General features: G+C 43.6%; 19 protein-coding genes. 17 read left to right on the top strand and 2 right to left on the bottom strand.

The features are described from left to right. Nucleotides 1–16: 16 nt before the first annotated feature. The 12 genes from GC098_RS30305 (at nt 17) to GC098_RS30250 (ending at nt 8,318) form a co-directional block, all read left to right on the top strand. Complete coding sequence (locus GC098_RS30305; RefSeq protein WP_171647222.1) at nt 17–340, top strand: NIPSNAP family protein; 324 nt, start codon at nt 17–19, stop codon at nt 338–340. 50 nt (nt 341–390) lie between these two features. Then, entirely contained in the window at nt 391–714 is a 324-nt protein-coding gene (locus GC098_RS30300) for an NIPSNAP family protein (protein ID WP_171647220.1), read from the top strand. Nucleotides 715–755: 41 nt separating this feature from the next. Further along, nucleotides 756–1,298: an NAD(P)H-dependent oxidoreductase gene (locus tag GC098_RS30295; protein WP_171647218.1), complete on the top strand. Its 543-nt coding sequence runs from the start codon at nt 756–758 to the stop codon at nt 1,296–1,298. Then, a complete protein-coding gene (locus tag GC098_RS30290; protein WP_171647216.1) occupies nt 1,295–1,927 on the top strand; it encodes a DsbA family oxidoreductase in 633 nt (210 codons plus the stop codon). The genes GC098_RS30295 and GC098_RS30290 overlap by 4 nt, the downstream gene beginning before the upstream one ends. Before the next feature lie 97 nt (nt 1,928–2,024). After that, on the top strand, nt 2,025–2,702 hold the full coding sequence (gene wrbA / locus GC098_RS30285; protein WP_171647214.1) for an NAD(P)H:quinone oxidoreductase: 678 nt from the start codon (nt 2,025–2,027) through the stop codon (nt 2,700–2,702). A gap of 3 nt (nt 2,703–2,705) precedes the next feature. Then, entirely contained in the window at nt 2,706–3,443 is a 738-nt protein-coding gene (locus tag GC098_RS30280) for an SDR family NAD(P)-dependent oxidoreductase (protein ID WP_171647212.1), read from the top strand. 53 nt (nt 3,444–3,496) lie between these two features. Beyond that, on the top strand, nt 3,497–3,733 hold the full coding sequence (locus GC098_RS30275) for a tautomerase family protein (RefSeq protein ID WP_171647210.1): 237 nt from the start codon (nt 3,497–3,499) through the stop codon (nt 3,731–3,733). 336 nt (nt 3,734–4,069) lie between these two features. Continuing rightward, the gene (locus tag GC098_RS30270; protein ID WP_171647311.1) at nt 4,070–4,651 is read left to right on the top strand and encodes a TetR/AcrR family transcriptional regulator; all 582 of its coding nucleotides are present in this window, start codon (nt 4,070–4,072) and stop codon (nt 4,649–4,651) included. A 32-nt stretch (nt 4,652–4,683) separates the two neighbouring features. After that, nucleotides 4,684–5,553, top strand: coding sequence for a transporter substrate-binding domain-containing protein (locus GC098_RS30265; protein WP_171647208.1), 870 nt, complete (start codon nt 4,684–4,686; stop codon nt 5,551–5,553). A 93-nt stretch (nt 5,554–5,646) separates the two neighbouring features. Further along, on the top strand, nt 5,647–6,291 hold the full coding sequence (locus tag GC098_RS30260) for an amino acid ABC transporter permease (protein WP_057302250.1): 645 nt from the start codon (nt 5,647–5,649) through the stop codon (nt 6,289–6,291). Nucleotides 6,292–6,305: 14 nt separating this feature from the next. Beyond that, entirely contained in the window at nt 6,306–7,058 is a 753-nt protein-coding gene (locus GC098_RS30255; protein ID WP_171647206.1) for an amino acid ABC transporter ATP-binding protein, read from the top strand. 42 nt (nt 7,059–7,100) lie between these two features. Continuing rightward, on the top strand, nt 7,101–8,318 hold the full coding sequence (locus tag GC098_RS30250; protein WP_171647204.1) for a M24 family metallopeptidase: 1,218 nt from the start codon (nt 7,101–7,103) through the stop codon (nt 8,316–8,318). A 161-nt stretch (nt 8,319–8,479) separates the two neighbouring features. On the opposite strand, the gene GC098_RS30245 is transcribed toward GC098_RS30250, so the two are convergent. Next, nucleotides 8,480–9,976, bottom strand: a complete 1,497-nt coding sequence (locus GC098_RS30245; protein WP_376773991.1) for a DHA2 family efflux MFS transporter permease subunit — start codon at nt 9,974–9,976, stop codon at nt 8,480–8,482. 344 nt (nt 9,977–10,320) lie between these two features. Between GC098_RS30245 and GC098_RS30240 the strand changes: the two genes are divergently transcribed. The 3 genes from GC098_RS30240 to GC098_RS30230 all read left to right on the top strand — a co-directional run bounded on the left by GC098_RS30240 (nt 10,321) and on the right by GC098_RS30230 (nt 11,973). Continuing rightward, nucleotides 10,321–10,905, top strand: coding sequence for a TetR/AcrR family transcriptional regulator (locus GC098_RS30240; RefSeq protein ID WP_171647202.1), 585 nt, complete (start codon nt 10,321–10,323; stop codon nt 10,903–10,905). A gap of 32 nt (nt 10,906–10,937) precedes the next feature. After that, nucleotides 10,938–11,540, top strand: coding sequence for a hypothetical protein (locus GC098_RS30235; protein WP_171647200.1), 603 nt, complete (start codon nt 10,938–10,940; stop codon nt 11,538–11,540). Nucleotides 11,541–11,652: 112 nt separating this feature from the next. Continuing rightward, nucleotides 11,653–11,973, top strand: coding sequence for a protein kinase domain-containing protein (locus tag GC098_RS30230; RefSeq protein WP_312880439.1), 321 nt, complete (start codon nt 11,653–11,655; stop codon nt 11,971–11,973). Nucleotides 11,974–12,345: 372 nt separating this feature from the next. Here the strand turns inward: GC098_RS30230 and GC098_RS30225 are convergent, their stop codons facing one another. Further along, on the bottom strand, nt 12,346–13,212 hold the full coding sequence (locus tag GC098_RS30225; RefSeq protein ID WP_171647196.1) for an EcsC family protein: 867 nt from the start codon (nt 13,210–13,212) through the stop codon (nt 12,346–12,348). A 304-nt stretch (nt 13,213–13,516) separates the two neighbouring features. On the opposite strand from GC098_RS30225, the gene GC098_RS30220 reads away from it, so the two are divergent. Continuing rightward, the gene (locus GC098_RS30220; protein WP_312880434.1) at nt 13,517–13,888 is read left to right on the top strand and encodes a VOC family protein; all 372 of its coding nucleotides are present in this window, start codon (nt 13,517–13,519) and stop codon (nt 13,886–13,888) included. A 270-nt stretch (nt 13,889–14,158) separates the two neighbouring features. Continuing rightward, nucleotides 14,159–14,943: cation diffusion facilitator family transporter (locus GC098_RS30215; protein WP_171647307.1), on the top strand; the 785-nt coding region annotated here is incomplete at its 3' end.

The following is a 14,943-nucleotide window of genomic DNA, read 5'->3' as shown; positions in this document are numbered from 1 at the left end:
ATGGAGGATGGCGTTCATGCTGTACGAACTGCGGATTTATCAAGTGGTACCTGGCCGTATGCAAGCTATATTGGATCGGTTTCGGGATGATACGATAAGAATTTTTGCTAAACATGATATGAAGGTAACGAATTTTTGGGTAGACGCGGATGAATCGAAGGATAGGCTGTATTACGTGCTTGAGCATCCAGACGCGGCTTCGCGTGAACGGAACTTCCAGTCCTTTCTGGAAGATCAAGAATGGCTGGAGCTTAAGGGGAGAACCGAGCAAAACGGTCCCTTACATGAGAAAATCGATATTGTCTATATGAAAAAAGCGCCTTTTTTCCAAATCGAGTAAAAGGCTGTGGGCTTGTCGTCGCACTACAAATGGAGGAGGGAAGGGAAGAGATGTTGTATGAGCTGCGAATTTATCATATGAATCCAGGCAAGATGAAGGTTATCCAAGATAGGTTCAGAGATCATGTTATTCAATTATTTATGAATCATGGTATGAAGGTGACGCAATTTTGGGAGGATTTAGATGAATCAAATAACCGTCTTTATTATGTTGTAGAGCATCCTAATATGGAAATGCGAAACCTTAACTATGATCGTTTCCGCAACGATCCTGAATGGATTGAAGTTAAACGAATTTCAGAACTAGAAGGGCCATTAATTAACAAACAAGAAAGTATATTCATGAAGAACGTAGCATTTTTCGAGAACAAATGAAAATATACAGATAAAAACAACTATGAAAAGGAGCAATTAAAATGAAAACATTAGTAATCGTTACTCACCCGAACATAGAAGCATCCCACTGGAATAAATCATGGATGGAGGAATTGCAAAAGCATGGCGATATCACGATTCATGAATTATATAAGGCGTACCCAGACGAAAATATTGATGTTTCTAGAGAGCAGCAGTTGATTGAGGCGCATGACCGAATTATTTTTCAATATCCGCTTTATTGGTACAGCACACCGCCATTACTCAAAAATTGGTTTGATTCCGTATTGCTATACGGCTGGGCCTATGGACCAGATGGCAATAAAACAGCAGGTAAAGAAATCGGTGTTGCGATCTCGACCTATGGTACTGAAGAGTCGTATCAAGCAACCGGGTTCAATCGCTTTACCCTGCAAGAAATATTGCGACCGATAGAAGCGCTTGCTCATTTTATCAGTGCCACTTATCTGCCTCACTTTTCACTAAATGACACTTCTAACGTTACGGATGAACGATTAGCACAGAGCAGCATCGATTACATTAATCATATTAAAATGGTAAAGCCAGTTGTGGTTGAAAAATGAAAAAATTGACCATTGACGTTTACATGGATACGATTTGCCCCTGGTGTCGCATGGGAACAACCAGTCTGCGGACCGCATTGAAACAATTGCCAGAAGGCACTAAGGCAACCGTTCGTTGGCATGCTTTTCAGCTTAACCCCGGTATTCGTCCTGAAGGAGAAGATTATCGGCAGGTTATGATTGGCAGATTAGGCGGGACTGCACAATTTGAAGCAAGAATGAGGCAGTATAATGAAACCGGTGCTCATTTCGGTCTTACATTTAATATGGATATTGTGAAATATACACCCAATACTACCTTATCCCATCAGTTAATAGCTATTACGCCTGAGAACATGCAAGAGCAATTGATTGAGAAGATATATACGGCTTATTTTGAAAATGGCATCGATATCGGTAATGTGGATGAACTTGTTGAAATAGCAAGAGCAAACGGGATCACTGACGATGCTGCTGAACTCAAAATGCGGCTTATTAAAGGCGATGGGATTGAAAAGGTTGGATTAGGACAGCGCAACGCGCAAAAGTTGGGGATTAGAGGGGTTCCTTACTTTGTAATTAATGAGAAGGTCAGCATATCTGGACTACAATCTCCTAATGAATTTATTAAAGTTTTTGAAAATAATTAAGTTGCCTTACGATTAACAGCAGAATCAAAGCGTTATTATACAGACCTGTATGTATAAAAATATAAGCCGACAATATAAAAAGTTTGGAGCGATAACAATGAGTATATTTCAAAAACTATTTAAAAAGGAGACAACACAAATGTCATCATCAAAAGTGAATTTAGCAGTCATCTATTACAGTTCCAATGGAACTAACTTTCAATTGGCTCAATGGGCAGCGGAAGGAGGTCTTCAAGCTGGAGCAGATGTAAAAATTCTAAAAGTGCCTGAAACTGCGCCACAATCCGTTATTGATGGTAGTCCATCTTGGAAAGCTCATCTTGAGGCAACCAAACATATTCCTACCGTGTCTTTGGCAGATTTGGAATGGGCAGATGCGATCATCTTTAGTATGCCCACCCGATTCGGTAATCTTCCCGCTCAAATGAAACAGTTCATCGATACGACTGGTGGTCTTTGGGCCCAAGGCAAAACGGTGAATAAAGTCGTGAGTGCCATGACTTCCGCTCAAAATCCGAATGCTGGACAGGAACAAACGATACTTCAGCTGTACACTTCAATGTACCACTGGGGTGCGATCGTGGCAGCTCCCGGATTTACTGATCCATCGGTTTTTGTTGCTGGGGGGAACCCATACGGGACAAGTGTGACCGTGGATCAAAATGGAGCGATGAAGGAAGACGTGCGCGCTGCTGCTGAACATCAAGCAAAACGCACTGTATCAGTTGCTAGATCGGTGAAAAACGGTTTAGAACAAGACAAGGAAGTGAAATAACTCATGGATATTCAGGGGAAAGTAGTAGTAATAACCGGCGGCAGCAGCGGTCTAGGGAAAGCTATGGCGATTGAGATGGTGAAACGAGGAGCGAATGTAGTTATCAATGGACGCCGCGAACAAGTTTTGTCTGATGCTGCAAAGGAAATCGATCCTACAGGAAAACAAGTGCGGTTTATTGCCGGTGATATTTCAGATCCTAAGATTGCGCAGCGTTTAATCGACGAAGGTTCGGCTCACTATGGACGCATCGATACGCTAGTTAATAATGCGGGAATCTTCATGGCTAAGCCATTTACGGAGTATTCAGAAGAAGACTTTGCAACGTATTTATCCACGAATGTCGTTGGCTTCTTCCACGTTACACAACGCGCGGTAGTTGAGATGCTGAAACAAGGAACGGGACACATTGTTAACATTACAACGAGTCTGGTTGACCAACCGTCAGCTGGCGTTCCTTCCGTACTCGCCTCACTGACGAAAGGCGGTCTGAGCTCGGCGACGAAATCATTAGCGATCGAGTATGCTTCTAGGGGTATCCGCGTGAATGCAGTTTCTCCGGGGGTCATAAAAACACCGATGCATCCTGTAGAATCCCACGATGCCCTGGCTAAGCTTCATCCTATGGGACGCATGGGCGAGTCACATGAGATTGTCGAAGCAGTCTTATATCTGGAGTCAGCCAACTTCGTAACTGGGGAGATCCTTCATGTCGATGGTGGACAGAATGCTGGTCACTAAGTAAAACGTAGCAGCAGATTCAAACATATCCAATTCAAAAGGGGAGAATATCCATGCCAATCGTTACGATCCAAGTAACCCGCGAGGGTACCGCACCAGATCGTCAGTCAGTTACTGCGGAAGAAAAGGCTGCGCTCATTAAAGGAGCTAGCGAGCTTTTGCTCAACGTTCTGAACAAGCCGTTAGAAGCTACCTTCGTAGTTATTGAGGAGGTCGACACCGAGAATTGGGGTTGGGGTGGACTACCTGCTTTGGAGTATCGTAAGCAGCTAGCCGCTAAGAAGAAGTAATCACTTTCATTATAGGTTTCTAAAATTAACGGTTTGATGTGATCCATTAGCTACAATTGGAGATCTTTTATTTATGAGAAAAAGTTCTTGTCATTCGGTGATGACAAGAACTTTTTCTCATTGCCGATTTTGACAAGAATGTTATCTCATTCCCGAACGCATCATACAAATTTTCAAAAAAGTTGAATGAGTATATATTTATGACTTGACTACAGGAGTTTCTTATACTATAGTAAACCAATCGGAATTAACTTGACTGACTCGTCAGTCAGTGGAAAGGGGTTCTTGAAACTGGCATCATTATTGAATGACGAACAGCAGCGAGAGCAGGTTCTGATGAACACTGCATTAGAGCTATTTGCACGCAAAGGATATCACAATACGAAGATTTCTGACGTTGTCAAAGCAGCAGGCGTTTCTCAGGGAACGTTTTACTGGTACTTTAAAAGCAAAGAGCAGCTCGCGGTCCGTTTGATCGAGAACGGTAAAGAGCAGCTAACACAAGTGATTGAACAAGGCTATCGCAAGCATGCAGGCTCTGTAGAAGATATGGTTAGCTCGTCTGCAAAATTGCTGACGGATTTGTTCGAGTTCGCCAATTATAACCGGAATTTGATGGCATTTTTACTTATCAAAGGTCAGGGCGCAGATCCATTGGTCAGGGAAGCTGTTTCGGAAACGTGGATCGCATTCGAGGAAGCCTTCAAGAACAATGTAAACCGAGCCATCGAGTTGGAGATGCTTCCGCATTTCTCAGACGTAACTCTTCGTGTAAACATACTCGTCTCTTTAATTACAGGAGTCCTTACCAAATGGTTGTTCGGACCTATGCACGATGTTGATTATACATCCGCATACACGCCCTCGGAAATAGCAGAGGAAACGGCACGGTTCGAATTCCGGGGATTGTTAGGTTAACAAGTAAAAAATCATATAGGGGTGTATTGAAAATGACATTCAAGGTTAAACAAGTATTCAAAGCGGCATCGTTACTTTCTATCGTTGGTTTAGCGTTAGTCGGGTGCGGAAAAACAACACAACAGCCGGCGGCAAGTCCCACAACCGATACTAAAAACACACCCGCCGTGTCTCCAGCTTCTGCAAACCTGCTTGAGCAAATCAAGAAAAACGGCAAAATCAAAGTGGGCTTGATGGGTACCTATGCTCCCTACAATTTTTTGAATGACAAGAAAGAAGTAGACGGCTACGATGCCGACATCGCTAAGAATGTTGCGAAGAAGCTTGGTGTACAAGCCGATTTCATTACCGGTGAATTTTCTGGCTTAATTGAAGGTTTGCAAAAAGAGAAATACGATGTATTGATAAGCCAGGTGACCATTACGGAAGACCGTAAGAAAACAATGGATTTCTCCAATCCTTATATTAAGAACTCGGTGAATGTCGTTGTAAAGGGTGATAACAACACAATCAAAGCGGTTGAGGATTTCAAAGGCAAGAAGATCGGAATCGGTCTCGGTACGAACGATGAGAAATATTTGCGTGATGTGGCTATGCCAAAGGTCGGAAATTTTGAAATTGCCACGTACAACGATGTCATTTCATCCTTGATGGACCTGAACGTTGGAAGAATTGACGCGACCATCAACAATATCTTTGCACTGAAACCTCTCATGGATAAAAACAAGCTTAATATTAAAGCGGTAGGAGCGCCGATCAAAGAAGATTTCGCAGGTGTAGCTACCCGCAAAAACAATCCAGAGCTGGTGGAAGCCATCAACAAAGCCTTAAGCGATATGAAAACGGACGGAACGCTGAAGGAAATTCACCAAAAATGGTTTGGTGTCGATCCGAATTTTTAAGTAATTAGAATATTTCGGGGCCTCCACAAAGTAATAGGACTAAGCTTCGAAGCAACACGTCACTTTGTGGGGTGAATTTAGGAGGCCGCAAGAATGGAACTCGTTTTAGATAACTTAGGCTTTCTTTTCAAAGGCGCATACTATACCTTGCTTATCACAATCGTCTCGATGTTCTTTGGATTTTTTATCGCTCTGTTCGTAGCCATCGCCCGGTTAAAAGGTAATCGGCTGATCAGCAATTTGGCCAGAGGGTATGTTTCCATCATCCGCGGAACCCCGATCATTGTGCAGATCTTCATTATTTATTATGGCTTACCTGATTACGGTATTACACTGGGGCCGCTCACAGCGGCCTATATTTCACTAAGTATTAATATCGGCGCCTATTTATCTGAAACATTTCGGGGCGCGATCCTGTCTGTGCCTAAGGGTCAGACGGAAGCGGCTTTATCCCTGAACATGTCTCCATGGCAAACGATGCGCAAGATTATTCTTCCGCAGGCAGCCCGAGTGGCAATTCCACCTATGGGCAATACATTTATAGGCATGCTGAAAGAGACTTCGCTCGTTTCCATTGTGACAGTAACTGAGCTGCTGCGCTCAGCCCAACTGCTTATCGCGCAATATTATATTGCCATGCCTTTTTACATTTCGATCGCTCTCATGTACTGGCTAATGAGCATGTTCTTCTCTAATATTCTTAACCGCATCGAGAAAAAATTATCAAAAGCTTATTAAGGGTGTGAGTGGGCTTGATAGAAGTAAACCATCTTAGTAAACGATTCGATGCTTTGACTGTGCTGCAGGATATTAACCTCCGCATTCATTCACAAGAAATTGTGGTCCTCTTAGGTCCTAGTGGTTCAGGGAAAAGTACACTTCTTCGATGCCTGAACGGCCTTGAAGAGCCTAACGCGGGATCAATTCGTGTGGACAACATCCTGTGGGATGACTCGATGAATGCTCCAACGAAGAAAAAAGCCATCCGGGAACTTCGTAACTTAACCGGTATGGTTTTTCAATCTTTTAATCTATTTCCGCACTTGACCGTCCTGGAAAATGTGATCACGGCTCCAGTGACCGTGAAAAACATGCCTAAGGAGCAGGCGATTGAAATAGCCGAATCACTACTCCATAAAGTGGGCTTGGCCGAGAAGAAGCATGAATATCCTTCCAGGCTCTCCGGCGGTCAGCAGCAGCGGGTTGCGATCGCCCGTGCTCTTGCAATGCAGCCTCAAATCATGTTGTTCGACGAGCCGACCTCGGCACTTGACCCGGAATTGACCGGTGAAGTTTTGTCGGTTATGAGGCAGCTGGCTGACGAGGGAATGACGATGATTGTGGTCACGCATGAAATGAAATTTGCGCAAGAAGTGGCGAATCGAGTTATCTTTATGAGCGAAGGCGTCATTCAGGAGGAAGGTGCCCCGGAACAATTTTTTGTCAAGCCGCAAACCGAGCGGGCGCGCAAATTTTTGCGACAGATGGCCCAGGAGCCTGTTTAACATACGGAGATAGGAAAGCCTAATCCGAAGGAGTTGAGACCCATGGTCCATATTGATCAGGATCATTTACAAACCATTTCAGAGCGAGCCAGATTGATCATGGAGAACGAACAGATCGACGCTCTAGTTTCCTCTAGCTGTGAAAACTTTTATTACCTTTCCGGTTACCAAAGCGCATTCATGTATACGCTGCGTATGAGTGAAGTTGGACTCGTCGTCCTGTTTCGTGACCCTACCCGTAAGACGATCTTGATCATGAATGATTTTGAAGCGGCCGGTGTCGCGAACCATCTTTCAGGATACGAGGTCCGAACGTATCCCACCTGGGTGGATGTTGATGACCCGCTGGGTTTGATCGGCGACAAATTCCAAGGAAAGCGGCCAGTCTCCCCCCAAGCGGAGGAAATGTTCGGAGTGCTCAGTCAGGTGCTCGCAGAGAATGGAGCTTCCGATGGAAAAATCGCTGTCGAGCTAAGCTCGATGCGATACCCGTCTGTCATGGCATTACGGCAAGCCTGCCCCGGAATAGCCGAGCTGGTAGAAGCTAGCCCAATCTTTATCAAGCTGCGTGCGATAAAAACCCCTTGGGAGATCGACCAGCTGCGCAAGGCTTGCACTTATGCAGAGGCAGGCATCGTTTCCGCGGTACGTGAAATTGAGGTAGGCACCTCCGCCGCGGAGATCGTTGAAGCTTTCCGCAAGGCCTTGATGAGACATCCGGATGGTTCGACCGCACGTTTTCATATGGTTTCCGTAGGAGCCAATTTTGCTCCTGCGCATGTATTTGACACACGTCCAAGTGAGCTGGGGGATCTGATTAAATTTGACGTAGGTGTCGATGTGGCCGGATATGGCTCCGACATCGCACGCACTTTCGTGCTGGGTCCCCCTTCGGATATGGCGAAGCGAATTTACGGCGCATTAAGGGTGGGACACGACCGTCTTCTGCAGATCATCGAGCCAGGGATGCCGATGAAGAATGCCTTTGAGGAGGTCATGAAACTGATTCGCTCCTCGGGGCTTACGAATTACAATCGCGGCCATCTCGGCCACAGCGCGGGTCTAAGCCTCGCCGCAGAAGAAGCGCCTTTCATTAGTCCATCCGAGGCAGCTGTGTTTCGTCCAGGCATGGTGATTTGCTTGGAGACGCCATACTATGGCCACGGCTTAGGCTCGATCATGATCGAGGATATGGTCCTTGTCACAGATAATGGCTGTGAGCGGCTTAACCAGCTAACTACGGATCTTATTTCGATTTAAAATATAAGCAGCTTTCTGGTCAAAGCGTAAAATAAACAGCGGCAGTCGAGGACGTGAAACAAAGTCCTAGACCGCCGCTGTTTATTATTGAACTCCCACGGTACGATGCAATGTTCTAAACGTCCGTTAAGACTTTCTCCGTCAAGGCTATGTTCAAATTCTCAGGCTTCTTTAACTATTGCTTTTACCGAAGTCACTTTGGACTTTTCCTCTGAGATTGCTGCAACATGTTTGATGAAGAAGGAAAGTAGTAACCCGATGATGCCGATCCCAACTATAACGAGATATGCGTCATTAATACCCTGGATCGAAGCTTCCATCATCATATGTTTTTGCGTTGCGCCATTTGCCCCGCCTGCAGCCATAATTTCCTGAAAATGAGTCTTGGTCCGGTTCGTCATCACAGTGACGAGCAAAGATGTACCCACAGCGCCGGCCACTTGTTTGATGGTATTGGAAATGGCTGTTCCATGCGCATTAAGTCTGGCCGGTAATTGATTTAAACCTGCTGTGGTAATAGGCATAAGGAGCATGGCCATACCAAAGCGGCGTCCCGTAGACATGAGGACCAAATAGGTATAGCTGGTCGAGTCCGTCAAGTTAATAAAGCCAATGGTGGTGGCGATCGTAATGGCCATTCCGATAATGGAAAGCCATTTCGCACCGAACCGATCGAACAGTTTTCCGGTAATCGGCATCATGAAGCCCATCAGGAGCGAGCCGGGGAGCATCAGCAAGCCGGACTCCAAGGCGGTAAAGCCGCGGGCATTCTGAAGGTATAGAGGAAGCAGCATCATATCCGCATACATCACGATGGTAACCGCAATATTGATGATGGTAGTTAAAGAGAACATGTTATATTTAAAAGCCCGAAGATCGAGAAGCGGATTTTGGGAAACGATCTGCCGCCAAGTAAATAGCACGAGGGCGAGGATGCCTGCAGTAAAAGATAAGAGCACCTCCGCGCTCGACCACCCCGCACTGCCGGCTCGGCTGAAGCCGTACAGCAGTGCGCCGAATCCAACGGTGGAAAGGGCGACACTGATAAGGTCAAACTTGGCGTAGACCCGCTCCGACACATTTTTTAGGTAAACAAAGCCGCAGATGATAACAATGATAGCAAACGGAATCATGCCATAAAACATTGTCTCCCAAGGATAATTTTCAAGAATATATCCGGCAAGAGTAGGTCCGATCGCAGGGGCGAAAATAATGGCGAACCCGACCAAGCCCATGGCGGCTCCTCTCTTATTGGGAGGGAAAAGCGTTAAAATAACATTCATGAGCAGCGGCATAATAATCCCGGCGCCGGCTGCCTGAACCAGACGCCCGGTCAGCAAGACGGGAAAGTCGGTTGCCATGGCAGATATGATCGTTCCGGCAAGAAAAATCCACATCGAAGATTGAAAAAGCTCACGTGTGGTAAACCGCTGCATCAAAAACGCCGTGATCGGAATCAAAACACCGTTAACCAACATATAGCCTGTTGTCAGCCACTGGGCCGTTGCAGCCGAAATGTCAAAATCAACCATTAATTCCGGTACGGCAACGCTCATGACCGTTTGATTCAACGTCGCAAGAAAGGCACCCAAAATCATAATGAACAAGATCGGTGCCTTTTTTATCGAACTGCTGTTTGTTTCTAAACCTTTACTCAACTTGCTTCATCCTTTCATGTCTATAAATAAATTTACAGTATGTTATATAATATACAAACTGTAAATTAAATTATATCCAGAAATAGTGTGTTTACAAGCGACATACTTTGATGAAGTGTAAATTAGTATACATGGAATTCTTTTTTGTAGTTTAACTTGAAAAAATACGACGTAAAGACCGGAAATTGTAGCTTACTTTGTTTACATGCCTTATACGCCCCATACTTGTACTAACATGCTTGATCCTTTTAAGTCTGTCGTGGACTAAATTTACAGTATGTAATATAATTTACACAGTATAAATTAGTTTTGGCTTACTAAATAAAAAGAAAAGAAAGGGATATATGGATAATAGAACGTCCCGCACCGATCCCCGCATACTCCGCACGCGTCAATTGCTTAAAGACGCCTTTGTGGAATTGCTTCAGGAAATGGATATCGAGAAAATTTCGGTAAATCGCATCGCAGAGCGCGCCACCATCAACCGTGTTACCTTTTATCTTCATTATCGGGACATTCCGGATATGATGGAGAAGATGGCGGATGATATGATCGAGGACATTAATGGAATTTTGAAATGCGCGCCTGGGAATCAGAATTCTACAGAAGAAGAGGATTGGCCGGTACTTATGAACTTGCTCGAACATATTGCCGAACATGCTAAATTTTATAAAATCATTCTTGCGTCGAAACGTACCCCGATCTTTACGGATCGATTGTTAAACCTGCTGACGGAAATGATAACCGCAAGAGTAGAGAGAATGGGGGACGAATCCTTCCTTTCAAAAGAAGGTATTCAAAAGGATATTGCCATTTGGTACGGATCTTCGGCCTTGATCGGTACGATCGTTTCTTGGCTTCGTAAGGACATGCCGTATACGCCCCTTTATCTTGCCAAGCAATTCACTTTGCTGCGTTCTTATAAATAATACAGTGAAAGACCTGTATAAGGAGGACAATGATGAAACGGATGCCATTTGAACGTCCAACCGAACATTATGATGAACGAATTTTTAATATTGATGAGCAAATTTGTGCATTGATAAAAAAACGGAAGGAAATTTCGGTCAATAATCCAGGTTTTCCACCCTTTGAGTATATCTCTAAATGGGCAAGTTCTTTTGAACTCTACGAGGATTTCTTGAAAGCAGTATTTGGATCTTTGAGAAGTGAAGAACATTTTAAACCAATGGTTGAACCATCTGGATTCAGAAAGCATATTCCAGTATTAAAATCAATTGAAAAAGGTGCGATTTTTTATTCGGTAACCTCAATACGACAATATAACAATGCAAGTGTAATAACTTTTAGTATAGATTGGGACATGACAACTGACCTTCCATCAAATCCACATAAACACAGTCATTTTGAGCTGTATCTAGGAGAAAAATACGACTGCCGAATGACTAATGGTGGAAGTACATCAGGACATTCGTCTTATAACTACGTAGTATCTCCGCCGCTATCTGACGATATTTCAGGAATTGAATTAATGTTCAAGGAATATAGTGCTCCCTTTAAGAACAGACCGACAGGTATAGAAATAGTTTTTCGGGTGGAATGAAGCAGGCTAAATAAAGCTTGCTCATTCTCATGTTTGAGCAGATATTGAATAGCTAATCCGGACCCTCCTATGGTATTTTTTAAGATAGCAGGAAGGAGGGTTCTTAAGCCTTATACGCAGTTTACTGGATATTGTGCCCTTCATCCACGAGAAAGGCATCGTCCATTTGGATATTCGAATTCCTAATGTCCTCTTATATGGGGAACGTATGACCCTGATTGATTTTGGTTTAGCCGCCCGCTTAGGCGAGCCATCTCTGTTAGAAATTGGACCGGGTGAAGAGCTAATACGGAGAAGAACCGTAGCAATCACTTCAGATCTGTATGCAATCGGTCACTTTTTACTATTTATGCTCTATTCGACATTTGAATCGAACGATGGTCAGGAGGACTCCACAATTGGATGGGAGGAGGAACTGTCGGTAACAAGGTAGACGAAGCAAGTGATAATTATTGCAAATCGATCCGCCGTACGTTAACGCGCAGTCATGTATCGAGGATCTAGACGCGATATTAAAGGATTAATAACAAAAAAGCCACTTTCGCGGCTTTGGATTAGCTGGAACTTCGATGACTATTTTTATAGTAACGATGTCCTTGAGAGTTGTGTCCATACCCCGCATGGTCACTAGAGGAGTATCGGCGATTCTTATAGGTTTTATTATTAGAGCTACTATGTTGATAATGTCTGCGTCGTTTGGAATGGAAAAAAGATCCTAATAGTTTGCGAAACAAATATTTGAGCAACGTTCATTCCTCCTTTGGCTTTTTCTTTTTAGTACGAAAAGGTATTCCAATGGTTTCAGCTAGCCATCCTTTTGGGCGTGCAAACGCTCAAGAATACGTCGCTTGCGATACAGCATTTTCGCAGCTTCGCCAACGTCCTTCAGCGTTCCGCGATTGATCCAAGCGCCAAAGAGGATTCCGGCAATAGGAATGAGTTGGAACAGCTTTTTCCAACCCCAATTATCACGATAAGTGGCAAATACCTCGCGCCATCCCTGAAGCTGAGAGATTATTTGTACATCCTTCTTATTTGTGGAGGCGTAGTCCGCCAGCTCTTCGAGAATGGCCTTTTTACCGACAATGTCGGAGGACGAGAATTGCAGGCATTTGATCGTGAATATCCGCTCCTGCTTGTCTTTGGGATCATAACCATAGCAGATCGCAATTTCTTGAATGGTTTTCAAAGACAGGCCAAGAATGGCCGGAATATCGATGGCGAGTGTCAGAATCCCGCCAATGCCAGTTGTTGCTCCTTGAATAGTAGCCAGATTTAATCGATTTTGGACAATTTCATTAGCCGTTTGATCCATCACAAGAAGAGGTAATGTTCCTACCTTTTCTATCGTAAGCCCCTCTGTAAGATCTGTTAGGTCTCCCTCGACCCTATTGCGAAGATGCACATCTTCAATGTCTCGCAATGTTCCTTTTTCAGAAATAAGATAGCGGCCTCCTGCCTGCAAATAATTCCCAAGCTCGTCCAATGCTTCACCTATTTTTTTATTCAAAAACTTCGGCGTTAATCGGTCCAACACTTGGAAAGGAAATCTTCCGATTTTTTCCCAAAACCAAAGATCTTTTTGTTCAACTTCCCATGATTCTATCTCATGAAGTGCTTGAAGCAGCTCATTTCTTGTTTCCGGAAGGTGATCTTGCTCAGGGTTTTTCATGCATTCACAACTCCTTTCATCATCGTATACGTTTATAATCGCTTTTGGATGCAAGGGTGTTGATTATTTTTAAATGATACTTCATCCATATTCCATATTATGGTAACATTGAATTCACATGACCTGTGACGATACTAAACTGGAAAAAAGAGTACCAACCTACTCCAATGCTCAGTGGTGGGGTGTGATATCAAATTTGTGTATCCATAACGCATACCATATTGGGCAGATGATGTTATTGAAAAAGCAAGTACAGAAATATCGATCGTAAATGGGAAAGGGGATAAACGTGGGAGGAAATAGTGTGGTTTCGGTTAACTTGAAAGGACAGTCCATTGTTTTGCTTGTTGCTAATCTACAGGATTCAATTAATTATTACAAAGGATTAGGCTTCACCGAAGAAAATATTGGTGGTCATATTCATATGAACCATGGAGCCGTGACATTTATTCTACACGAAGCAAAACAGGTAAGCGATGTCCGACCAAATTCGTCCGTTGAAGGTGGACTATATTTTGATGCCTTTTGTTATACGAGCCCAGCGGGATTGAAACATTTATATGAGGTATTTCTATCAAAAGGTGTGGAAATCGTTAATGGACCTCATTGGTCAGAAGGATGGAGTGAAATGACTATCCGTGATATTAATGGTTACTGCATCGCATTCGGTGCATAAAGACAATAAGGACTTCAACTAACGAAAAAACTTTAACTTAATAATAACCGAGAAAAAGGCTGCCGGTGGTATCGGCAGCCTTTTTCTCACCTAACACAATTTGTTGATTTTGAATATGACAATATATTTCCCCTTACGCAAATTAGTTGAAGTGTTCCTATTATTAATGACGTGGACAACACTGTTTCTCTAGACCCACACATATTGTGTCGTGTATGATGCCTTAAGATAAGAAAGAAAGATTGGGGGGACATAAAGATGGGGGAACATATGGACTCTTATAACAAAATTAAAGAAGGGGAGAAAGGGGCATGGGTAAGTATTATTGCCTATGTATGTCTCTCAGCTATCAAACTATTTATTGGTTTTGCATCAGGTTCGGAAGCGTTGCTGGCTGACGGGCTTAATAATACTACAGATATTATTGCTTCATTTGCTGTTCTTATTGGTTTGAAAATTTCTCGAAAACCACCTGATGAAAACCATCGATATGGGCATTTCCGTGCTGAAACGGTCGCTGCATTAATTGCGTCTTTCATCATGATCGCTGTCGGTTTTCAAGTTTTATACCAAGCTGTTCAGAAATTTTTTGAGCCGTCCATCGGAACTCCGGATATGATTGCCGCATGGACAGCATTGTTCTGTGCGATTGTAATGATGATTGTCTATAAGTATAATATCAGCCTTGCAAAAAGAATTAACAGTAACGCCATGACGGCAGCGGCACAGGATAACCGTTCGGATGCTATTGTCAGTTTCGGTGCATTTGTCGGAATCATTGGTTCTCAGTTCAGCTTGCCTTGGTTGGATCCATTAACAGCAACCATTGTGGGTTTAATTATATGTAAAACAGCATGGGATATTTTTAAGGATGCTTCCCATGCTTTAACAGATGGCTTCGACGAAAAAGAGCTAGAGGAAATAAAAAAAACGATTGAAGATACCTCAGGTGTTGGGGCAATAAAAGATATCAAAGCCCGAGTTCATGGAAATAATATTTTAGTTGATGTTACGATTAACGTAAATGGCAACTTGAACGTAGTGGAAAGTCACGA

Origin of the sequence: Paenibacillus phytorum (genome assembly GCF_013141715.1) — a bacterium.
Taxonomy (GTDB): Bacteria; Bacillota; Bacilli; order Paenibacillales; family NBRC-103111; genus Paenibacillus_E; species Paenibacillus_E phytorum.
The sequence above is the reverse complement of the archived record's forward strand: the minus strand, read 5'-3'. Positions and strand labels throughout refer to the sequence as shown.

Coding starts and splice junctions, on each gene's coding strand:
- GC098_RS30265 (WP_171647208.1), top strand. CDS start 4,684: ATGACATTCAAGGTTAAACAAGTATTCAAAGCGGCATCGTTACTTTCT.
- GC098_RS30260 (WP_057302250.1), top strand. CDS start 5,647: ATGGAACTCGTTTTAGATAACTTAGGCTTTCTTTTCAAAGGCGCATAC.
- GC098_RS30290 (WP_171647216.1), top strand. CDS start 1,295: ATGAAAAAATTGACCATTGACGTTTACATGGATACGATTTGCCCCTGG.
- GC098_RS30305 (WP_171647222.1), top strand. CDS start 17: ATGCTGTACGAACTGCGGATTTATCAAGTGGTACCTGGCCGTATGCAA.
- GC098_RS30225 (WP_171647196.1), bottom strand. CDS start 13,212: ATGAAAAACCCTGAGCAAGATCACCTTCCGGAAACAAGAAATGAGCTG.
- GC098_RS30250 (WP_171647204.1), top strand. CDS start 7,101: ATGGTCCATATTGATCAGGATCATTTACAAACCATTTCAGAGCGAGCC.
- GC098_RS30235 (WP_171647200.1), top strand. CDS start 10,938: ATGAAACGGATGCCATTTGAACGTCCAACCGAACATTATGATGAACGA.
- GC098_RS30270 (WP_171647311.1), top strand. CDS start 4,070: ATGAACACTGCATTAGAGCTATTTGCACGCAAAGGATATCACAATACG.
- GC098_RS30280 (WP_171647212.1), top strand. CDS start 2,706: ATGGATATTCAGGGGAAAGTAGTAGTAATAACCGGCGGCAGCAGCGGT.
- GC098_RS30240 (WP_171647202.1), top strand. CDS start 10,321: ATGGATAATAGAACGTCCCGCACCGATCCCCGCATACTCCGCACGCGT.
- GC098_RS30295 (WP_171647218.1), top strand. CDS start 756: ATGAAAACATTAGTAATCGTTACTCACCCGAACATAGAAGCATCCCAC.
- GC098_RS30275 (WP_171647210.1), top strand. CDS start 3,497: ATGCCAATCGTTACGATCCAAGTAACCCGCGAGGGTACCGCACCAGAT.
- wrbA (WP_171647214.1), top strand. CDS start 2,025: ATGAGTATATTTCAAAAACTATTTAAAAAGGAGACAACACAAATGTCA.
- GC098_RS30300 (WP_171647220.1), top strand. CDS start 391: ATGTTGTATGAGCTGCGAATTTATCATATGAATCCAGGCAAGATGAAG.